This is a genomic window from Mucilaginibacter sp. KACC 22063 (genome assembly GCF_028736115.1).
In the GTDB taxonomy this organism is placed as follows: domain Bacteria; phylum Bacteroidota; class Bacteroidia; order Sphingobacteriales; family Sphingobacteriaceae; genus Mucilaginibacter.
Map to the genome: position 1 here is coordinate 4446917 of NZ_CP117877.1, position 20690 is coordinate 4467606.

Below are 20690 nucleotides of genomic sequence, written 5' to 3' on the forward strand. Positions count from 1 at the left end.
ATACTAAATGTATTTTTGGGCATGCTGAAAGTAGTGCATTTAAACACTTATGATGGTAATGGCGGGGCCGGCAAAGCCTGCCTTCGGCTTAACCGTGCATTACTGAACGAAAATATCGATTCTAAAGTAATTGTACACTACAAATTCGGTAAAAATCCGGCTATACAGGAGTTTAGCAAATCTGTTATCCAAAAGGCATATACTGCAGCTACTATTGTGCTGGAAAGGGTTATCGCAAAGCGATACCTGAAACCTCAAAAGCGCACACCGTTTTCTTTTACCTGGTTCGGCCGTTCTGTGATCAATCACCCAGATGTGAAAGCTGCCGACGTGATTCACTTGCATTGGGTAAATCATAGCTTTTTAAATCCTAATCACTTGGCGGAACTGGCATCGCTGAACAAACCGGTGGTCTGGACTTTCCACGATAGCAATGCTTTTACGGGTGGCTGCCATGTACGTTATACCTGCGACCATTACCAGCATGCCTGCGGTTATTGCCCTCTGCTGAAAAATCCGGCGGAAGACGATCAGTCGAACAAGCAATGGCAGCAAAAGAATGCCGCTTACCAAAAGCTGAACTTTAGCGTGGTGGCACCAAGCTCGTGGATGCTGGGCTCGGTACTAATGAGCAGCCTGATGAAAGATAAGGCGATAAAGCAGATTCCCAATACATTGAATACAGAAGTATTTAAACCGTCGGATAAAAAGCAGGCAAAAGAGGCACTGGGTTTATCCAAGGATAAGTTTATCTTTTTAAGCGGTTTTATGCCTTCGCGCAAGGATCTGCACAAGGGAACGCAATATTTGATGGATGCGCTTGAATTGCTAAAAGAGCGAAAAGGCCTTAATGCCTCTGATATAGAACTGGTAATTTTTGGCAATCGCGATACTAAGGATCTCCCTGTATTTCCATTTAAAACTACCTTTTTGGGCACTCTAGGCAGTGAAGAAAAACTGGCGCAATGCTACAACGCTGCAGATGCCTTTTTAATTCCTTCACTGGAAGATAACCTGCCTTATACTGTAATGGAAAGCTTATCATGCGGGACACCGGTCATTACCTTTACCACCGGCGGCATTCCCGATATGGTTCAGCATGAATATAATGGGTATTTGGCCATTTATCAATCAGCAGAAAGTTTTGCTGATGGCATGGATTGGGTGATTAATCATGCTGATCCTATTGCTTTGCAGAATCAATCTCGCCAAACGGTGATGGAGCATTTCAGCGAAAAAGCAGTTGCACAAAAACATATTAAACTTTATGAGCAGGCCGTGAAATCTGCCCAGCAAACCAGATAATGTTTCAGCCTAAATTAAGCGTAATTACTATAGTATATAATAACGTCCGGGACATCGAGCGGACGGTTAAATCCATTGTTGGCCAAACTTATACCAACATTGAATATATTGTTATAGACGGTGCATCTACTGATGGCACATTGGAGATTCTGAAAAAATACATCGATCATATCGCCATACTAAAAAGCGAACCTGATAGAGGTATTTACGATGCCATGAACAAAGGGCTGGCTTTAGCCTCTGGTGATTACGTATTATTTATGAATTCGGGCGATGAAATCTATGCGCCCACCACAGTTACCAATATTTTTGCCAGCGCAAATGATGCTGACATTTACTATGGCGAAACAGAAATGATTAATGATGCCGGCGAAAGCCTGGGCCAGCGCAGGCATACTGCCCCGACAAACTTCACCTGGCGCGATTTTAAATACGGCATGAGCATCAGCCACCAAGCCATTTATATCAGGAGAGCCTTAATTGAGCCTTACGATCTACGCTACCAGCTAAGTGCCGATATCGACTGGATTTTAAGAGCTGCTAAAAAAGCAAAAAAGATCGTTAATGTTAATCAGTATGTGGCTAAGTACCTGGTTGGAGGGATGTCCAAAAAAAAGCACCGCCAAAGTTTAAAGGAGCGTTTCAACATCATGCGCGAACATTACGGTTTGGTACCCACCATCTTTAATCATCTGGTTATTGCCTTTAATCTTGGCTGGTACTGGTTAAAGCACAGAAGAACTAATGATTAATAGTCTTAGTTTTTTGTCATCCTGAACTTAGCGAAGGATCTAATCCCATAATGTATAATAAGGCACTAAAATTAAAGTAAATAGATGGCTCTGCTTGCAAAGACAACAGATATCCGATTTACTTCTCAATCAAACAAACGGCATAAGCTACCACACCTTCTTCGCGGCCTATAAATCCCATCTGTTCATTGGTAGTCGCTTTTATAGAAATATCTTCGTCGCTTATACCGGCTGCTTTAGCTATATTAACTTTCATTGCAGGTACATGCGGGTTCACTTTAGGGGCCTCCAGGCAAATCATGGCATCAATATTACCAATGCTCCAGCCTTTTTCTTTAAGCAGGGCAACCACATGCTCTAACAAGACCAAGCTGCTGATCCCTTTCCAGCGGTTATCTTTATTTGAAAAATGATAACCAATATCGCGCAGGTTAGCTGCACCTAATAATGCATCGCAAATGGCGTGTAAAATAACATCAGCATCAGAGTGCCCGTAAGCGCCGCTATGATGCTCAAGCTTAACACCCCCCATTACAAATGGATGCCCTTCTTTTAATTGGTGGACATCAAACCCAAATCCTACACGTATTTTGCTCATTTCTTTTTACCAGATTCGAAGTTTACCAGCAAGGTAAACCTTAAAGTATTAGCCAGCGGGCTTTTTTGCTGACTTGCTGCCAGGTAGGCAAAGTCAAGATTAAAGATATCATACTTCAGGCCGGCACCAAGGGTAAGGTATTGCCTGTTCCCTTTTGATGGATTTTCATAAAAATAGCCAGCCCGTAATGCAAACTGCCTGTTGTACCAATATTCTACACCAGGCGAAAAACTGATCTCTTTCAGCTCTTCGCTGAAACCACCCGGCGCATCAGAAAAAGACCCGAATATGGCCGAAGGAACCGACCTGTCGTCGCTTTTGCCTTTAATAATATTGCCGTCGCTATCCCTGATGGGCGGCGTTGGCACCAATAGCTTATTAATATCAAATGCTACAGTAATGCGGTTAAGATCGTCCAGATCAACGTTTTCGGCTACACCAAGTTTAAGGTTGGTGGGCAAATAATATTTAGGGCTGCTATCGCCATAACTTATCCGCGGGCCTATGTTTGAAATATTAGTACCAAAAGCAAACTGCGATTGCTTGCCGAATAATTCGCCCGGTTTCCGATAATAAAGCGATACATCTGCAGCTACTCCATTTGCAGGGCTAAGCTGTGCGCTGGTACCACTTATATTACTGTATAAACTTGAATGAATATAACGAACGGTTAAACCCAGTGAAAAGTTATTTCCAAACTTGCGGGAAAATGAGCCATCAATTGAAAATTCGTTTGGTGTATAACTGCCCTGGCTTTGCTGGTTAAGGTCTACCAGGTCAATTGAACCAAGGTTAAAATACCGGATAGATGCCCCTATGCTGTTCCTGTCATTTAACTTATGGGCATAGCTTAAATAAGATAAGCTTACATCAGGCACCAGATGATGCAGCCACGGGCTATATGAAGCCGATAGTGCATCATTGTTTTCTATAAAAGTAAGTTTCGCAGGGTTCCAGTAGGTTGAGTTAACATCCGGAGACAACGCTACACCGGCATCACCCATTGCCCCTGAGCGCGAATCAGGTGTAATATTTAAGAAAGGGACGCCCGTAACCAAAGCACTGCTGTTACTGCCATTGGTATTAACTCCGCCCGTAGTTTGGGCGCAGGCAGCGGCGGTTGACAGCGTTAAAAAAACAGATACAGCGTATCTTAATGTTAGCGGAAAATATATTTTCACCCCTTATTTAAGTGTTTTCACAATATTAAAGTTAATCCCGCAGTTTAGCAACTGCAATTTAACTGGTGGGATTATTTGTATAAATATGTGTAACACAATACTTAATTTGACGTAAAAAGGTTAATTTTTTATCTGTATTTTTAAATATTTAACAAAAAGTTCAATAATAAAGTAATTTCAATTTTATTATATTTACGTTCTGAATAAAAGCACACAGTCTTAAACTATGAAGATACATTTTACAAGGTTAGCTTTGATCGTGTTAGGAGCAGGAGGTTTATTAAGCAGCTGTAGTAAGCATCAGTCGTCACAAAAAACTGGAATGCGTTATAATGATAAATATAATGGTGGTTTCCAGGTATTTAAGAAAACGCATCCGGCACCCGGCCCCGGTCTGGTACCTGTTGAAGGTGGTACTTTTGTTTTAGGCGGTAGCGCTGATCAGGATGTAAACTATGAATACAACAATGTTCGCCGCAGGGTTACTGTACCTTCATTTTATATCGATGAAACAGAGGTAGCCAACGTTGACTGGCGCGAATATCTGCACTGGCTTGCGGTAAATTTTCCTAATGACAGGGAATTATACTATAATGCCTTGCCTGATACACTGGTATGGCGCCGTCCGTTATCTTACAACGAACCTTATGTAGATAATTATCTTCGTCACCCTGCATTTCAGGACTACCCTGTTGTAGGTGTATCATGGGATCAGGCACAGGATTATTGTGTTTGGCGTACCGACCGCATGAACGAGCAAATCTTACGCAGTAAGAACATCCTTGCAACCTGGAAAGATGCCTCTGGAAAAGGCAAAGGTGGTACACAAGCCGGCGGTAATACTACTGCCTCAAATGAGCCTTTCAATACCGAAATGTATCTGAACGGACAGGTTAAAGGCCCTGGTTTTGATGGTAAGCACATGATACCGGACCTGAGCCCGAACGCTAAAGCCGCCAATGGAGGTAAAAGGCCTGTACGCCCTGCAAATATGGAAGACGGCATACTGAAACAAGGTTACCGCCTGCCATCTGAGGCCGAATGGGAATATGCGGCTTTGGGTTTAATTGGTAATACTGAATACGAAAATATTTCTGACGGCAAGATGTATCCATGGAATGGCATGGGCGTACGCTCTCCGAAAAGAAAAACCCGCGGTTTGATCCTTGCCAACTTTAAACGCGGCGACGGTGATAACATGGGTGTTGGCGGATCACTTAACGATAAAGCAGATATTACTGCACCTGTACGCTCATACATGCCAAACGATTTTGGCTTATTTAACATGGCAGGCAACGTTAACGAATGGACTGCCGATACTTACCGCCAGATGTCATTTGAGGATGTGGATGACTTTAACCCTTTCCGTGGTAACGAGTATAAAGACAAACGTTATGCCGATGCCTCTAAAGGCCTGCTGGCAAAAGATAAATATGGCCGCCCTATTAAAGATCCGGCTAAGGCTAACAGAAAACTAAAATGGAGCGAGCTTAATGCACAGCAACAGGCTGCATCTACTGCAAGCATGGGTGGCGCAAACAATGCTAACGGGCAATTACCGGCAGGCATTGCTAATCCAGATCAACAGGCACCTACCGGCACTGCTGGCAACACAGCCCCGGTCCCTACTAAAGATCAACTGGCTTCAAAACCATTTAACGCAGATATGAGGGGTTTTAATGACAGTACCAATACCGTTCTTTACGGAACAACTACCTTAGTTAACGATCATTCTAAAGTATACAAGGGTGGTTCATGGAATGACCGTGCTTATTGGTTAAATCCTGCTACACGCCGCTTTATGGATGAAGATGCTACGAGTGCCGAAGTTGGTTTCCGTTGCGCAATGACCATGGTTGGCCAAACAGAGCTGCACCCTGGCGGCGGCAAACACTTCAATGAAAGAAAGCCCAAGCCATTTAAGAGCAAGTAATTAGATTAAACATACCAAAACAATAAGGCCCGGAATTCCGGGCCTTATTGTTTATCTAATAGATACTTAAAAAGCAATAAGCACCTGTCCCTTTTCCACTTTATCTCCCGGCTTAATTTTTACAGATTTTACAACGGCATCAGCAGGAGCCTTGATTATATTTTCCATCTTCATTGCCTCAAGTACAAAAAGATTATCGCCTTTTTTTACTTCATCACCTTCGCTAACAAATACTTTTAACACCAACCCTGGCATGGGGGCTTTCAGGTCGGCAACGGCGCTGCTGTTTAGCTGGCTTAGCCCTAATTGATCAAGCAGCATATCAAACTGATCTTTAGCGGTAAGATGGTATAAATTGCCGTTTACCTTTATGGCCGCTATTTTTTGCTGTATATCAATATTGACTACCTCTAAATTGTAAGATGCATTATCATTGATTAAATGATAACTTGATGCACCTGTTTTCTGTACGTCTGCATTAGTGGCTATATCATTTATATACAGCGCTCCGCTTTTACGGCCGGCATTAAACTCAAATTTATCGTTAACCTTGATCTGATACATTAGCTATTGTATTAAAGCGTACTGAACTAAATTAGCACCCATTTTAAGCGCTTTCTGGCGTACATCCTGGCTGTCGCCGACGTAGGTACCATAATCTTCCCAACCGTTGCCTAAATCGCACTGATAGTCATAAAAACAAACTAATCTGCCTTTATAGATCAATCCAAATCCCTGCGGGCGTTTACCATCATGCTCATGCACTTTAGGCAGCCCATTAGGGAAGTCATATTTTTGATGATATACCGGATGATTAAGTGGCAACTCCACAAAATCCAGCTCTGGAAATACCTTTTTCATCTGCGGGCGTATAAATTGATCGAGCCCATAGTTATCGCAGATATGCAAAAAGCCGCCCCCTGTTAAATACTTACGCAGGTTGCGTACTTCAACATCAGAAAAGATCACGTTGCCGTGACCCGTCATAAAGATAAAAGGATAGTTGTAGATCTCAGCACTCCCAGCTTCCACGGTTTCTTCATCGGCCTGAAAATTAGTGTGCAGATTGTTATTGCAAAACCGGATCAGGTTGGTAAGTGCCGTACGGTCACCGTACCAGTCGCCGCCGCCATTGTATTTTAAACGGGCAAGTTTGTATGCAGGCTTATTGAAACTGCAAAGTGCAATCAGCAAGCCACAAAACAATATGCCAATCTTAAATCTCATTAACGGTTTAAAAAATTCACCTCAAAGCAGGCTTCCAAAGCAGCGGTTTCAGTACGCAGCCTACTTTCACCTAAAGTTATGGCTTTATAATCATTTTTTAAAGCCATATCAATTTCCTGCGGTGTAAAGTCCCCTTCGGGGCCTATCAATATTAATGAACTGCCTTGTAACTTTAACGCAGATTTGAGATTTATCTTTTCGCCCGGCTCACAATGAGCTATAAATTTTTGACCATCAAAATCAGCTGATAAAAACTTACTGAAACTAACAGGCTCATTTAATACAGGATGATATGCTTTTAAGGATTGTTTAACTGCAGCGGTAATGATCTTATCCAGGCGGTCTGTTTTGGCCTCCTTACGCTCAGATCGCTGGCAGATGATCAACGATATTTCATCAATGCCTATCTCGGTGGCCTTCTCCAGAAACCACTCCAGCCGTTCGATATTTTTGGTAGGTGCAACTGCTATGTGCAGGTAGTGGTTGCGTTTTTGATATTCCTGTATCGAAGATGTAATCTCTAATAAGGTACGTTTCGGATGATCGTCTGCTATAGTTGAAACATACAACCCTCCCCTGCCGTCGATCAACTGCACCTCATCACCTTTTTGTAAACGCAACACACGGATACAATGCTTGCTTTCTTCCTCGCTAAGCTGGTAATGAGATTGGGGACTTGTAATATTGGGTGTATAGAAGAGATGCATTTTGCAAGCAGATTAATGTAAATCTACAGTATCTTCTTCATTAAGCAACAGCTCAAGTTTTACCGACTCAATGTTCTGGTCTGATTTTTTAAGGACGGTGATGTTGTAGCCATTGGCTTCTTTCTGCTCACCAACGTCAGGGATCTTTCCAAAGATATCGCCTAACCAGCCCGATACGGTATCAAAGTCGCCGTCTTCCGGCAGATCGTGCGGCAGGTGCTCGTTTACATCGTAAATCGGTGCAAGCGCATTTACCACGTACTCGCGGTCGTTGATCTTTTCTACAATTGGCTTTTCTTCATCGTATTCGTCCTGTATCTCGCCCACCAATTCCTCAACAATATCTTCCAGGGTAACCATACCTGCCGTACCGCCAAACTCGTCCAGCACAATGGCAATCTGAATGCGTTTCTGTTGCAGTTCGGCCATCAGGTTATTGATCTTCTTGGTTTCTGGTATAAAGTACGGTTTACGGATGATGTTTCTAAGTTCGATCTCTTCGTTACGCGCCAAAAGCCTTAATACATCCTTGGCGTGTACAATGCCTACGATCTTATCTATGGTATCATCATAAACCGGCATGCGCGAATAACCTTCATTAATCAGGCAGTCTACCAGTTCATCACGTGTAGAATCAATATCAATGCCCGAAATACGAGTACGCGGCACCATGATATTTTTTACTACGCGTTCGTTAAAGTCAAACACGTTTTTAATCAGCTCATGTTCTGATGAATCAAGCGCACCGCTTTCTTTGCCTTGCTCCAATATATATTGCAGCTCTTCAGAACTGTGGTGCGATTCTTCACCATGCACGGCTTTAATACCGAACAGGCTAAGGATAAAATTAGCGAAGGTGTTTAATACCCATATCGCCGGCCTGAAGATCACAAAGAAAAAACGCAGCGGCCAGGCCACAGCCATTGCTGTACGTACCGACCGCTGTATAGCAAGCGTTTTAGGTGCAAGTTCACCAAATACAATATGCAATATGGTGATAACAACGAAAGCCACAACGTGGCTGGTGTTAATTACAAAAGCAGAAGTAATGGTAAGCCCAAACGCTTTAAAGAGGTTCAACATTACATTAGTGACCACGCTCTCACCTGCCCAACCCAGGCCCAGCGAGGCTATGGTAATACCTAACTGGGTTGCGGCCAGGTAACCATCAAGGTTGTGCATAATGCCACGGGCTATTTTTGCCATCTGGCTACCCGCTTTAGCCTGGATCTCTATTTGCGATCCGCGTACGCGGACTATTGCAAACTCTGCCGCCACAAAAAAGCCGTTCAGCAGAACCAGAAATATGGTAAGGAAAATGTGAAAACCGTTTATGTGTATGTCGATCTCGGGGCCCATTCAATAATTATTGGTACGACGGGAAAGTAGATTTATACAAATCTAAACTTTCTTGAATTACTTTATGCGCATATCTCCTGCCTAACAGATGCTCAATGGTAACGTTTTTACCTTCAAGGCCTTTATAGTCCTGGAAGAAACGTACAATTTCTTTCATCGTATGCGGAGGCAGCTCATTCAGGTCATTAATATAGTTAACAGACATGTCATTTTTAGCTACGGCGATAATTTTATCGTCTTGCTCACCATTGTCAACCATGTGCATCACACCCACTACTTTAGCCTCAATAATTGACATCGGGAACACATCAACAGAACATATGACTAAGATATCCAAAGGGTCCTTATCGTCACAATATGTTTGAGGAATAAAGCCGTAGTTGGCCGGATACATCACTGATGAAAATAAAACGCGGTCAAGCTTTAAAAGGCCCGACTCTTTATCAATTTCATATTTAGCTTTTGATCCTTTAGGAATTTCAATAATCGCATTTACAATTTCCGGAACATTCTCTCCGGTTGAAACCTGGTGCCAGGGATGTTGTGTACTCATTTAAGTTAAAAAGTTATAGAATAATATTAATTTTCTTCATCCGCCTTTTTACGTTTTAAAAACGCAATTAACAACGGAATAGTTGTGATTGTTATTAAACCAAGTATGATATAATGCAAATAATCTTTTAACTGGGGATATTGTTTGCCTAAATAATAACCTAATAAGGTTAAAGTTGATACCCAGGCAATACCACCTACAATATTGTAAAGTGTAAACTTCCTGAACTTTACTTTTACAATACCTGCAAAGATAGGGGCAAAAGTTCTGATGATGGGAAAAAATCTACCTAACACCAGTGCCATACCGCCATATTTGTCATAAAATTTTTCGGCCATTGCGATATATCGCTTTTTAAAGAACAGTGAATCGTTTTTGCTTAACAACACATCACCAGTTCTGTAACCAAACCAATAGCCCATAAAGTTTCCGAGAACAGCTGCACCAATAAGCGATGCTACCAGATGGAATACCGGTACGTCAAGCGTACCTGTTGCACAGAAAAGCCCTGCCAGAAACAGCAGGTAATCTCCCGGCAGGAAAAAACCAAAGAATAACCCCGTTTCTGCAAATACAACAACAAGTAAAAGGTAATACCCCCCCTGGCTGATGATAGCTTTAGCATCGGTTATATTATGCAGGTGATCCCAAAAGCTTTCCATTCACAATATTCGTAAAACTACAAATATTATATCAAAATGCAGTATGGGGGCTTAATAAATGAGATCAGAAAGTATACCCGGATAAATACCTACTACAATTGTCAATACGGCCGATAAACCCAGCACAAAACTGTAATAACCCGGCACTACCAGTGTGGTTTCATTATTAGCCGTGCGGAAGAACATGGCAATAATAACACGGAAATAATAGTAAATGCTGATGATCGCGTTTACCACAGCCACAATAACCAACCAGTAATGGTAGCGTGACAGTGCGCCCGAGAACATAAAGAATTTACCTATAAAGCCCGCAGTTAAAGGAATACCAGCCAGCGATAACATGGCTACCGTTAATACAAAAGCCAGGAAAGGGTTATTTTTTCCTAACCCGTTAAATGCCTCAAACTTATCACTGCCAGACTGCTGCTGAACAAGGATCAGCACCCCGAAAGCAATAATAGAAGCAATAGAATATGCTGTAGCATAAATAAATACCGAGTTGGCTGAGGATGCGCCTAAAGCAACTACCGCAAACAAAAGGTAACCCGCATGTGATACACTTGAGAAAGCCAGCATACGCTTAAAGCTTACCTGGTAAATAGCGGTGATGTTACCTATAAATAAAGTAATCACGGTGATGGTAACCAATACCGGTGTCCAGAAATCTGATACGCTTGCAAAGGCAATAGAAAACAAACGAAGGAATGCTGCTATACCAGCTGTTTTAACAACAGTTGACATAAACGTAGTGATCAGCGTTGGTGAACCTTCGTATACATCTGGTGTCCAGAAGTGAAACGGAGCAGCGCCTAATTTGAAGCATAAACCAACAATGATCATCAGGATACCGGTATAAAACAGGTACAAAAACTCACTGCTGTGCGGATGCGTCAAAATCCAGTCGCGGATAACAGCCAGGTTAAATGAACCCGTTGCTCCGTAGATCAACGCGATACCAAATAACAAGAAACCTGTAGAGAAGGCACCCATCAAAAAATATTTCAATGACGCCTCGTTAGATGCGATATCCCGCTTTTTAATACCTGCCAGGATGTATAAGCTTACCGACATGATCTCAATACCGATGAACAGCATGGTAAGGTTATAATAAGATACCATTACAATGATACCTGCTAAAGCAAACAGGATAATAGCATAATACTCCGCAACGTGGCTGCTGATCTTTTCAAAATAATCTTTTGAAAGCAACAGGATCAGTATGGTTGAAAAGATGGTGATTGCAGAAAATGCTATTGAAAAGTGATCAAACTGAATCATGCCATTAAATAATGGCTGCGCATCAGTTTTCCATTGTGCAACAGCTAAGCCGGCTGCCACTAATAAGCCGATAACGGTAACCGGTAGTAATGCATTTTTAGCTTTATATAAGCCTAAATACAACAGTACTATAGGTAAAACGGATATTAGTATTAAGGTATTCATTTTAAAGATCTCGCTTATTTTTTAACCGGCATTGAAGAATTAAGGCCGCCGCTTGTTATTTTACTATTTACAATTTTTACCAGGTTGGTTACTGCCGCATCTGAAATATGCATTACTGCTTTTGGATATACACCCAGTACAATAATTAAAGTGCAGATGATACCCAGCACCAGGGTTTCGGTACCGCTAATGTCTGTGAATGCTGCAGTTAGCGCGTTAGTTTCGCCCTGCATAGCACGTTTATACATACGCAGCATATATACCGCACCAAAAATGATGGTTAAGCCACCCGCAGCACATAACAGAATATTATATTCATATAAACTGTTTAACAGCAAAAACTCACCGATAAAACCGTTGGTAAGCGGCAGGGCAACAGTTCCTAATAAAATGATCAGGAATGCGATGGCAAATTTTGGCGCTACTTTAGCAATGCCGCCAAGCTGGTCAAGATCGCGGGTATTAAGCCTGCGGCTGATGATATCCATAATGAAGAACATACCTACTACGTTAATACCGTGGTTTAGCATTTGCACCATGGCGCCTTGTACACCGGTATTTGTCCACGCGAAAACACCGGCAGCAATTAAGCCAACGTGCGCAATAGACGAATATGCGATCAGGCGTTTGCCATCCTTCTGGTTAAAGGCGATTAGCGAAGCATAGATGATACCTATTACAGCTAATGTAATTACAATGTATTGCCAGTGGTCAAATCCAAGCGGCACAACAGGAATCATCCAGCGGATGGCTCCATATACACCCATTTTAAGCATAATACCTGACAATAACATGGTACCACCTGTAGGTGCTTCTGTATAAGTATCGGGCTGCCATGTGTGGAATGGGAATACAGGCATCTTTATAGCAAAAGCCAGGAAGAATGCCCAAAATATCCATCCTTGCTCTTTTAGAGAAAGGTTAAGTTCATAGAAATCATGCAGGTCATAAGTGCGCGACGGTGTTTGCAAATGCAGGTATATAATAGCCAGCAACATAAACAGCGAACCTGCGAACGTGTAAATAAAGAACTTGATGTTAACTTTAATACGGTTTTGGCCGCCCCACATAGCGCAGATAAAATATATCGGCAGTAATGCAGCTTCCCAACCTACGTAAAATAAAAAGCCGTCAATAGCTGTAAACACAACCAGCATACCGCTTTGCATAAACAGCATAAGGGCATAAAATACTTTGGCATTTTTATATTCGTGGTTATAAGTAGCCAGAATAATAATGGGAATAAGCAAAGTATTAAGCAGTACCAATATCATACTGATACCATCAATACCTGCCGTAAAGTAAATACCCAGCTTTGGCATCCACGGTAAATCAACTGCAAATTGTGTTGATGCATCCGGAACAAAGCGCGCGGTAAATACAACTGCAATCGCCAGTTCGACCAATGCGAACAACAGGGCCACATGTTTAGCTGCCTGATTTTTAAACAGCATTACAGCCAGGGCTGCAATTATGGGTAGAAAAAGTAATATACTAACCGTCATTTTTCTTAACTACAATAACGCCGGGGCTAAAATTTTAAACTATAAACAAGTATGGCAACAATGCCAATCACCATCATAAATATGTAGAAACCAACGTTACCTGCCTGTAAAAGGCGCAGGCCTTTACTGGTTTCAACCGTACCACTTCCCAAGCCGTTAACAAGTCCATCGATACCTAATTTCTCAACCACTTTATAGAAGAATACTGACAACGCATCAAGCGGCTTGCGGATGATGGTATCGTATAATTCGTCGATGTAAAATTTATGGTATGATAAGCTGGCCAATGCCGGGCGTTCTTCGCCATCGGCAACCGGTACATGTGCATTCTTAATGTATCTGATGTAAGCATAAATCAATGCAACAACCGCAGCAGTAACCGAAATGCCCATTAAGGCCATTTCGCTAAAGCCGCCGGTTTCATGTAATTGTTTGCCTTCGCCAAAAAGTGGTTGCAGCCAATGTGCCAGCATCTCATGACCGCCCAATAATTCCGGCACATTAAGTAAACCGCCAAATACAGAAAGTATAGCTAACACAATCAGTGGTATGGTCATGCTTGCAGGCGATTCGTGCAGATGATGTTCCTGCTCGTGCGTACCTCTGAACTTACCGAAGAAGGTAAGGAACAGCATACGGAACATATAGAATGAAGTGAATATGGCAGTAATCACACCTAAAGCATACATAATCGGGCTGTGCAGATAGGTATGGTACAAAATTTCGTCTTTAGAAAAGAACCCCGAAAACGGAGGGATACCAGAAATAGCAATGGTGCCCATTAACATGGTCCAGAAAGTAACCGGTAGCTTTTTATACAAACCGCCCATGTTACGCATATCCTGCTCGCCGCTTACCGCATGTATAACAGAACCTGCACCCAAGAATAATAATGCTTTGAAGAAAGCGTGAGTAATGACGTGGAAGAATGAACCCGTGTAAGCGCCAACTCCTAAACCCAGGAACATATATCCTAACTGTGATACCGTTGAGTAAGCCAATACCTTTTTAATATCCGTTTGTGACAACGCGATCAATGCAGCAATCATAGCAGTGGCTAAACCAATAACGGCAATAACATGCATGGTCATCGGCGCCAGATTGAATAATACGTTTGAGCGTGCGATCATGTAGATACCTGCGGTAACCATGGTAGCTGCGTGGATCAACGCTGAAACCGGAGTCGGGCCAGCCATCGCATCAGGTAGCCAGGTAAATAATGGTATCTGTGCCGATTTACCGGTTGCGCCCACAAATAGCAGCATAGTAATCAGCGTTAATACTTTTGTAGTGTTAGGGCTGTGCAGGCTTGCTACCTTAGGGAAGATATCTGCAAAGCTGGCGCTGCCAAAGAAATGAATCAGTAAGAAAATAGCGATCAGGAAACCTAAGTCGCCGATACGGTTCATCACAAATGCTTTCTTAGCAGCATCGGCATAACTGCCATTGGTAAACCAGAAACCGATAAGCAGGTATGAGCATAATCCTACGCCTTCCCAACCGATAAACATTACTACGTAGTTTGAACCCAGAACCAGTAACAGCATAAAGAATACGAACAGGTTTAGATAAGCGAAGAACTTACCGAAGCCTGCATCATGATGCATATAACCGATAGAATACAGATGGATCAGAAAACCTACACCTGTAATGATCAATAGCATAATAGCACTTAGCTGATCTACTAAAAATGCGAACGGCACTTTAAAGTTACCTACCTGAATCCAATCGAATATAGAAACGTTGATTGGCGCACCTGTTGATTTAACTTGTAAAAATGCAGCAACGCTTAAACCGAACGCAGCAAGGATAACCAGGCTGCCTATAGCACCAATCAGGTTTTTAGGTAATACGTTTCGGCCAAGTCCGTTGATCAGGAAGCCTGCCAAAGGCAGCAGAGGAATAAGCCAGAGATAATTATTCATTTGTGTTATGTAGACGTTTTACGTAATACGTTAGACGTTATATATACTTAGTTTCTGCCATTGCGAACCGTGAAAGCGGTGTGGCAATCTATCTTAAGATTGCTTCGTCGTTGCCTCCTCGCAATAACATCTTTACTTTACCATTTCAACCTGTTCAGCACGTTAATGTCTATCGAGTTTGTATTGCGATAGATCATTACAATAATGGCCAAACCTACAGCAACCTCAGCAGCTGCCAGTGCCATTACGAAAAACACAAACACTTGTCCCGATGCATCGCCGCGGTAGGCAGAGAATGCGGTAAGCAACAGGTTAACTGCATTCAGCATTAACTCAACCGACATAAAAATCACAATGGCGTTTCTGCGGATAAGTACACCGGTTACACCAATTGCAAAAATAATAGCGCTTAACAGGATGTAATGATTAAGCGGAACTGTTTGTATGGTATGTGTTATATTTTCCATTACGCAGTTTTAGGTTCTTTTTTAGCCAGCAGAACAGCGCCTAACATGGCTGATAATAATAACACTGACGATACTTCGAAAGGCAGTAAAAACTCGCCGAATAATACTTTACCTAAGTTTTTAACCAAACCAAGATTAGTATTTTCTAATATGATTGGTTGTGATTTACCTAATGCCTTAACCGATGCAACAATGGTTACCAGCAAACAACCGCCGGCTACTACACCTGCAATTTTTACCAGGTAATGCTTACCCGGCTCGGTATCTTTATTAAGGTTAAGCAACATCATCACAAATAAGAAAAGCACCATAATGGCACCCATGTAAACAATAAAGTTTACCACGGCCAAAAACTGTGCATTCAATAAAATGTAATGAATGGTGAAGGTAAAAAAGGTGAGTATCAGGTATAACACGCTATGCACAGGATTTTTAGCAAAAATCACCAGCAGCGAGAATACGATTGATAGAAATGCAATTACGTAAAAAGTACTCATGTTATCTTACAAAATACCTTTCCCCGTTTAAGAGATGGGCAAAGGTATAAAACTTCTTTATTGATTTAACGGCGCTTCAACTAATTTGTCTTTCCCGTAAATAAAGTCCTTCCTTACAAAATCTGTTGGCACAATATCGCCGTCCAGGTAAATTGCTTCTTTAGGGCAGGCTTCTTCACACAATCCGCAGAAAATGCAGCGCAGCATGTTGATCTCATAAACCGCAGCATATTTTTCTTCGCGGTACAAATGCTCTTCACCAGCCTGGCGTTCAGCAGCCGTCATCGTGATGGCTTCTGCAGGGCATGATAATGCGCACAAGCCACAGGCTGTACAACGCTCGCGGCCTTCCTCGTCGCGTTTAAGCGAGTGCATACCACGGAAGTTTTCAGAAAACTCGCGTTTTTGCTCCGGATAGCGAATAGTTACTTCGCCCTTACCAAAAACATTTTTAATAAAGTGTTTCATAGTAATACCCATACCTTTTGCAATGGCAGGCAGGTATGCCTTTTCCATTAAGGTAAGCGGTTTGGCTTCAAGTACTTTTCGTTTATTACTTAACGATTCCATTATATGGTCAGTTCCTTCTTATTTAAGTAAATAACTAATTACGCCGGTAAGCACAATGTTAGCTATAGCCAACGGAATAAGCGTGCGCCAGCCTAAGTTCATCAACTGGTCATAACGGAAACGCGGGATAGTCCAGCGTACCCACATAAAGAAGAAGATGAACGCAAATATTTTGATAAACAATGCTACAACACCTATGATTGGGCCAATAACCGGACCAACGTGTGCAGTAACCCAATCCATACCAGGGTAGTTGTAACCACCAAAGTAAAGGGTAGCCATCACTGCCGATGAGATGAACATGTTAATGTATTCAGCAAACAGGTAAAAGCCCAGTTTCATTGATGAATATTCGGTATGATAACCACCTACAAGCTCGGTTTCGCACTCAGGCAAATCGAACGGGCTGCGGTTGGTCTCTGCGAATGCACATACAATAAAGATCAGGAAACCCAGTGGCTGTTTAAAGAAATTCCAGGTGAAGTAACCGTTAGCCCAGAAACCATGTTGCTGCTCCGCTATTTCTTTAAGGCTCAATGTACCGCTGATGAGTAACAATGCGATTATTGATAATCCCATTGAAATTTCGTAGCTGATATTTTGAGAAGCAGCGCGGATAGCACCTAACAATGAATACTTATTATTAGAAGCCCAGCCACCGATCATGATACCATATACACCCAGTGATACCACACCGAATATGTAAAGGATACCTACGTTGATGTCTGTAACCTGCAGGTCAATCACTTTTGAACCGATCTGCATCGACTGTCCCCAGGGAATAACCGCAGAGCCGATACAAGCCGTCATGATAGCCAGCGATGGGCCAACAATAAACAGCAGGCCGCTTGCACGGTTAGGGATGATCTCTTCTTTCATGAACATTTTGGCACCATCAGCCATAGGCTGTAAAATACCAAATGGACCAGCACGGTTAGGGCCTACCCTGTCCTGAAAAAATGCTGCAATTTTACGCTCGGCATAGGTTGAGTACATCGCCACAACCAAGCTGATCAGGAAAATTACAACGATTAAAATTACTTTAACAATGATGTCTGAAAGTTCCATTATAGTCTTGTCTCCCTTTCAAATTGGTCTTTATTGGCTTCCTGTAACACCGGATTGGTTTTTACCACCGGAAGCGGTTTCAATGTATCGTAATGGTTTGAACTGATAACCGATTTATGTGAAACCTTACGCGGCCCTTCAATTACCCAGTCAGCAGTTTTCTTTTTATCGAAACGGCAGGTATTGCAGATGAACTCTTCTACCTCACCATATACATCTTTACGTGCCGTAACACGGATAACGTCTTCGCCTTTATACCAAAGCGTTACCTTGCCGTTACAACCTTCGTGGTCGCAATCGCGGTGTGCTTCAACCGGTTTAGTGAACCAAACACGGTTTTTAAAGCGGAATGTTTTATCAGTCAACGCACCCACAGGGCAAACGTCAATTACGTTACCTGAAAAGTCGTTATCAACTGCTTTCTGTATATAAGTTGATATCTCGGCATGGTCGCCGCGGTTCAATACACCATGTACGCGCTGATTGGTGATCTGATCGGCAGTGAAAACGCAACGGTAGCAAAGGATACAACGTGTCATGTGCAATTGTATCTTATCACCGATATCGATCTTATCAAACTTACGGCGGTCAAACTCGTAACGGGTTTTAGCAGCACCGTGTTCAAAGCCTAAATCCTGTAAATGGCATTCGCCTGCTTGGTCGCAGATAGGGCAATCAAGCGGGTGATTGATCAGTAACATTTCCACCACACCTTTACGCGCTTCAATTACCTCTGGCGAAGTAATGTTTTGCACTTCCATACCATCCATTACCGTAGTACGGCATGATGCTACCAGCTTCGGCATAGGGCGCGGGTCTTTTTCAGACCCTTTGCTTACCTTAACCAAACAGGTACGGCATTTACCACCGCTGCCCTCCAGCTTAGAGTAATAGCACATAGCAGGAGGCACAATGTCGCCGCCTATTCTGCGCGCAGCATTCAGGATGGTTGTTCCTGGCTCAACCTCAACCGGTATTCCGTCTATAGTTACTTTAACCATTATTTTTATTCCTGATATACGCGATATAATCGCCTTCTTTTATCTTGTTATGTACGGGTTGCAGTGGTTGGCTGTATACATATATCCAGCTTTGTACTGTTTCCCTGTCCGGCAGTTGCACTACCATTTGTTTTCTTTCATATTCGGGTTGCGTATCGTGCAAACCCTCATATTCATCAAGCACTTCAAATACCTTTTCTGGATTTGATATGCTGTATAGTTCGCCTTTCACTTCTCCTTCGTTTCCTGGTACAAATCCCGGATAACTACCCAGATCATACAATGCACCTTTAACCGTTGCATTGCTGATGAAGTTAAGTTCGGCTTCGATCTGCTGGCGTACTTTGTGTTTAAAGTCCTTTATTAAAGTTCCGTAAACGAACAGGTACTCCATTTAATTTTCTGTTATCCCTTCGCTCATGCTTCGAGTAACCTCAGCATGACACCTTCAAACTAGATTCTTCACTACGTTCAGAATGACAACTTTTCTCACTTATACTTGTCATTGCGAGCGTTAGCGTGGCAATCTAAATTCAGAGAGATTGTTTCGTGCCTCGCAATGACACAGTGTATTTTATCCTGCCTTTTCTGCAATCACCAGCGGATCAGCGTAACCTGCCAAACCGTAGTTACGGGTTACTGCAGTAGCTGCATCGGTAACGTGCCATTCAAATTCGTCCCTGAAATGGCGGATTGCACTGGCTACAGGCCATGCAGCTGCATCACCCAGCGGACAAATTGTATTTCCTTCTATTTTTTTAGAAACATCAACCAACAGGTCAATGTCACTCATTTTACCATGACCATACTCTAAACGGTGCAATACCTTTTCCATCCAGCCAGTACCTTCACGACAAGGCGAACACTGTCCGCAACTTTCGTGATGATAAAAACGGGTAAAGTTCCAGGTATTACGAACGATGCAGGCATCTTCGTCAAATGCAATGAAACCACCAGAACCCATCATGGTACCGCTAACAAAACCACCATCAGCTAATGATTCATAGCTCATCAGGCGGCCTTCACCATTAACGGTTTTCATAAACAGGTTAGCCGGCAAAATAGGTACTGATGATCCGCCTGCAACAACTGCTTTTAAGCGTTTGCCATTGGCAATACCACCACAATATTCGTCAGAGTATAAAAATTCTTCAACCGGTAAACCTAAGTCAATCTCATAAACACCGGGCTTTTTAACATTACCACCGGCAGAGATCAGTTTTGTACCTGTACTACGGCCTATACCTATTTTTGCATACTCGTCGCCACCATCACGAATGATAGGTACTGTAGCAGCTATAGATTCAACATTGTTAACTACCGTTGGGCAGTTATATAAACCTGCAATAGCCGGGAAAGGAGGTTTGATACGCGGGTTGCCACGTTTGCCTTCCAGCGACTCGATCAATGCAGTTTCTTCACCGCAGATATAAGCACCACCGCCCGGTTGTACATAAAGCTCCAGATCATATCCGGTGCCTAAGATGTTTTTACCTAAAAAGCCGGCTGCCTTTGCTTCGGCAATTGCTTTTTCCAGTATGCGGATCTGAGGCATCATTTCGCCGCGCAAATAAATGTATGACGTATTTGCACCAAGCGCAAAGCTGGAAATGATCATACCCTCAATCAGTAAGTGAGGGATATAAGTCATTAAATAGCGGTCTTTGAATGTACCCGGTTCAGATTCGTCACCGTTACAAACCAGGTAACGCGGCACACCTTCTGGCTTAGCCAAAAAGCTCCACTTCATACCCGTAGGGAAACCTGCACCGCCACGGCCACGTAAACCAGACTTTTTTACCTCTTCTACCACTTCATCCGGAGTAAGCGTTTTCAATGCTTTCTCAACTGAAGCGTAACCGCCTTTTGAGCGGTAAACATCAAAAGTATTGATGCCTGGTACGTTAATATGTTCGAGTAATAATTTGCGTCCCATC

The 20690-nt window shown here is 42.6% G+C and carries 21 protein-coding genes; 3 read left to right on the top strand and 18 right to left on the bottom strand.

Annotated elements, in window-relative coordinates; genetic code table 11:
- Positions 1-21: 21 nt before the first annotated feature.
- Positions 22-1305: a glycosyltransferase gene (locus PQ461_RS19450; protein ID WP_274207223.1), complete on the top strand. Its 1284-nt coding sequence runs from the start codon at positions 22-24 to the stop codon at positions 1303-1305.
- Positions 1305-2057, top strand: coding sequence for a glycosyltransferase family 2 protein (locus tag PQ461_RS19455; RefSeq protein ID WP_274207224.1), 753 nt, complete (start codon positions 1305-1307; stop codon positions 2055-2057). Before PQ461_RS19450 ends, PQ461_RS19455 begins: the two co-directional genes overlap by 1 nt.
- Before the next feature lie 118 nt (positions 2058-2175).
- Here PQ461_RS19455 and ispF read toward each other — a convergent pair whose 3' ends face one another.
- Positions 2176-2655, bottom strand: coding sequence for a 2-C-methyl-D-erythritol 2,4-cyclodiphosphate synthase (ispF, locus tag PQ461_RS19460; RefSeq protein ID WP_274207225.1), 480 nt, complete (start codon positions 2653-2655; stop codon positions 2176-2178).
- The gene (gene porV / locus PQ461_RS19465) at positions 2652-3836 is read right to left on the bottom strand and encodes a type IX secretion system outer membrane channel protein PorV (protein ID WP_274207226.1); all 1185 of its coding nucleotides are present in this window, start codon (positions 3834-3836) and stop codon (positions 2652-2654) included. Before porV ends, ispF begins: the two co-directional genes overlap by 4 nt.
- Positions 3837-4062: 226 nt before the next feature.
- On the opposite strand from porV, the gene PQ461_RS19470 reads away from it, so the two are divergent.
- Complete coding sequence (locus tag PQ461_RS19470) at positions 4063-5769, top strand: SUMF1/EgtB/PvdO family nonheme iron enzyme (protein WP_274207227.1); 1707 nt, start codon at positions 4063-4065, stop codon at positions 5767-5769.
- Between the two features lie 66 nt (positions 5770-5835).
- On the opposite strand, the gene PQ461_RS19475 is transcribed toward PQ461_RS19470, so the two are convergent.
- From PQ461_RS19475 to nuoF, 16 genes are all read right to left on the bottom strand, one after another.
- Positions 5836-6333 carry an acyl-CoA carboxylase biotin carboxyl carrier protein subunit gene (locus PQ461_RS19475; RefSeq protein ID WP_274207228.1) on the bottom strand — a complete coding sequence of 166 codons (498 nt, stop codon included), beginning with the start codon at positions 6331-6333 and terminating at the stop codon, positions 5836-5838.
- A gap of 3 nt (positions 6334-6336) precedes the next feature.
- Positions 6337-6996, bottom strand: a complete 660-nt coding sequence (locus PQ461_RS19480) for a DUF4159 domain-containing protein (RefSeq protein WP_274207229.1) — start codon at positions 6994-6996, stop codon at positions 6337-6339.
- Positions 6996-7703, bottom strand: a complete 708-nt coding sequence (locus PQ461_RS19485; protein ID WP_274207230.1) for a 16S rRNA (uracil(1498)-N(3))-methyltransferase — start codon at positions 7701-7703, stop codon at positions 6996-6998. Before PQ461_RS19485 ends, PQ461_RS19480 begins: the two co-directional genes overlap by 1 nt.
- Positions 7704-7715: 12 nt before the next feature.
- Positions 7716-9062, bottom strand: coding sequence for a hemolysin family protein (locus tag PQ461_RS19490; protein WP_274207231.1), 1347 nt, complete (start codon positions 9060-9062; stop codon positions 7716-7718).
- 7 nt (positions 9063-9069) lie between these two features.
- Positions 9070-9615: an inorganic diphosphatase gene (locus tag PQ461_RS19495; protein WP_274207232.1), complete on the bottom strand. Its 546-nt coding sequence runs from the start codon at positions 9613-9615 to the stop codon at positions 9070-9072.
- 26 nt (positions 9616-9641) lie between these two features.
- Positions 9642-10277, bottom strand: a complete 636-nt coding sequence (locus tag PQ461_RS19500) for a DedA family protein (protein ID WP_274207233.1) — start codon at positions 10275-10277, stop codon at positions 9642-9644.
- A gap of 51 nt (positions 10278-10328) precedes the next feature.
- Positions 10329-11720 (bottom strand): NADH-quinone oxidoreductase subunit N, encoded by a 1392-nt coding sequence (locus tag PQ461_RS19505; protein ID WP_274207234.1) that lies wholly within the window; start codon positions 11718-11720, stop codon positions 10329-10331.
- 14 nt (positions 11721-11734) lie between these two features.
- On the bottom strand, positions 11735-13225 hold the full coding sequence (locus tag PQ461_RS19510; RefSeq protein ID WP_274207235.1) for a complex I subunit 4 family protein: 1491 nt from the start codon (positions 13223-13225) through the stop codon (positions 11735-11737).
- Positions 13226-13251: 26 nt separating this feature from the next.
- Complete coding sequence (nuoL, locus tag PQ461_RS19515) at positions 13252-15150, bottom strand: NADH-quinone oxidoreductase subunit L (protein WP_274207236.1); 1899 nt, start codon at positions 15148-15150, stop codon at positions 13252-13254.
- 137 nt (positions 15151-15287) lie between these two features.
- Positions 15288-15617, bottom strand: coding sequence for an NADH-quinone oxidoreductase subunit NuoK (gene nuoK / locus PQ461_RS19520; protein WP_274207237.1), 330 nt, complete (start codon positions 15615-15617; stop codon positions 15288-15290).
- A complete protein-coding gene (locus tag PQ461_RS19525) occupies positions 15617-16114 on the bottom strand; it encodes an NADH-quinone oxidoreductase subunit J family protein (protein WP_274207238.1) in 498 nt (165 codons plus the stop codon). The genes nuoK and PQ461_RS19525 overlap by 1 nt, the downstream gene beginning before the upstream one ends.
- Before the next feature lie 57 nt (positions 16115-16171).
- On the bottom strand, positions 16172-16684 hold the full coding sequence (locus tag PQ461_RS19530) for a NuoI/complex I 23 kDa subunit family protein (protein WP_274207239.1): 513 nt from the start codon (positions 16682-16684) through the stop codon (positions 16172-16174).
- An 18-nt stretch (positions 16685-16702) separates the two neighbouring features.
- On the bottom strand, positions 16703-17752 hold the full coding sequence (gene nuoH, locus PQ461_RS19535) for an NADH-quinone oxidoreductase subunit NuoH (RefSeq protein WP_274207240.1): 1050 nt from the start codon (positions 17750-17752) through the stop codon (positions 16703-16705).
- Positions 17752-18753, bottom strand: a complete 1002-nt coding sequence (locus PQ461_RS19540) for an NADH-quinone oxidoreductase subunit G (protein WP_274207241.1) — start codon at positions 18751-18753, stop codon at positions 17752-17754. Before PQ461_RS19540 ends, nuoH begins: the two co-directional genes overlap by 1 nt.
- Positions 18746-19147 carry a gamma-glutamylcyclotransferase family protein gene (locus PQ461_RS19545; RefSeq protein WP_274207242.1) on the bottom strand — a complete coding sequence of 134 codons (402 nt, stop codon included), beginning with the start codon at positions 19145-19147 and terminating at the stop codon, positions 18746-18748. Before PQ461_RS19545 ends, PQ461_RS19540 begins: the two co-directional genes overlap by 8 nt.
- Before the next feature lie 180 nt (positions 19148-19327).
- Positions 19328-20689: an NADH-quinone oxidoreductase subunit NuoF gene (gene nuoF / locus PQ461_RS19550; RefSeq protein WP_274207243.1), complete on the bottom strand. Its 1362-nt coding sequence runs from the start codon at positions 20687-20689 to the stop codon at positions 19328-19330.
- Position 20690: the final 1 nt, after the last annotated feature.

Bases quoted from the DNA above. Each gene is read 5' to 3' on its own strand.
- nuoH (WP_274207240.1), bottom strand. From the start codon at position 17,752: ATGGAACTTTCAGACATCATTGTTAAAGTAATTTTAATCGTTGTAATT.
- PQ461_RS19490 (WP_274207231.1), bottom strand. From the start codon at position 9,062: ATGGGCCCCGAGATCGACATACACATAAACGGTTTTCACATTTTCCTT.
- PQ461_RS19510 (WP_274207235.1), bottom strand. From the start codon at position 13,225: ATGACGGTTAGTATATTACTTTTTCTACCCATAATTGCAGCCCTGGCT.
- PQ461_RS19470 (WP_274207227.1), top strand. From the start codon at position 4,063: ATGAAGATACATTTTACAAGGTTAGCTTTGATCGTGTTAGGAGCAGGA.
- PQ461_RS19505 (WP_274207234.1), bottom strand. From the start codon at position 11,720: ATGAATACCTTAATACTAATATCCGTTTTACCTATAGTACTGTTGTAT.
- PQ461_RS19455 (WP_274207224.1), top strand. From the start codon at position 1,305: ATGTTTCAGCCTAAATTAAGCGTAATTACTATAGTATATAATAACGTC.
- nuoK (WP_274207237.1), bottom strand. From the start codon at position 15,617: ATGGAAAATATAACACATACCATACAAACAGTTCCGCTTAATCATTAC.
- nuoF (WP_274207243.1), bottom strand. From the start codon at position 20,689: ATGGGACGCAAATTATTACTCGAACATATTAACGTACCAGGCATCAAT.
- PQ461_RS19450 (WP_274207223.1), top strand. From the start codon at position 22: ATGCTGAAAGTAGTGCATTTAAACACTTATGATGGTAATGGCGGGGCC.
- PQ461_RS19480 (WP_274207229.1), bottom strand. From the start codon at position 6,996: ATGAGATTTAAGATTGGCATATTGTTTTGTGGCTTGCTGATTGCACTT.
- nuoL (WP_274207236.1), bottom strand. From the start codon at position 15,150: ATGAATAATTATCTCTGGCTTATTCCTCTGCTGCCTTTGGCAGGCTTC.
- PQ461_RS19475 (WP_274207228.1), bottom strand. From the start codon at position 6,333: ATGTATCAGATCAAGGTTAACGATAAATTTGAGTTTAATGCCGGCCGT.
- PQ461_RS19545 (WP_274207242.1), bottom strand. From the start codon at position 19,147: ATGGAGTACCTGTTCGTTTACGGAACTTTAATAAAGGACTTTAAACAC.
- PQ461_RS19500 (WP_274207233.1), bottom strand. From the start codon at position 10,277: ATGGAAAGCTTTTGGGATCACCTGCATAATATAACCGATGCTAAAGCT.
- ispF (WP_274207225.1), bottom strand. From the start codon at position 2,655: ATGAGCAAAATACGTGTAGGATTTGGGTTTGATGTCCACCAATTAAAA.
- PQ461_RS19530 (WP_274207239.1), bottom strand. From the start codon at position 16,684: ATGGAATCGTTAAGTAATAAACGAAAAGTACTTGAAGCCAAACCGCTT.
- PQ461_RS19525 (WP_274207238.1), bottom strand. From the start codon at position 16,114: ATGAGTACTTTTTACGTAATTGCATTTCTATCAATCGTATTCTCGCTG.
- PQ461_RS19540 (WP_274207241.1), bottom strand. From the start codon at position 18,753: ATGGTTAAAGTAACTATAGACGGAATACCGGTTGAGGTTGAGCCAGGA.
- PQ461_RS19485 (WP_274207230.1), bottom strand. From the start codon at position 7,703: ATGCATCTCTTCTATACACCCAATATTACAAGTCCCCAATCTCATTAC.
- PQ461_RS19495 (WP_274207232.1), bottom strand. From the start codon at position 9,615: ATGAGTACACAACATCCCTGGCACCAGGTTTCAACCGGAGAGAATGTT.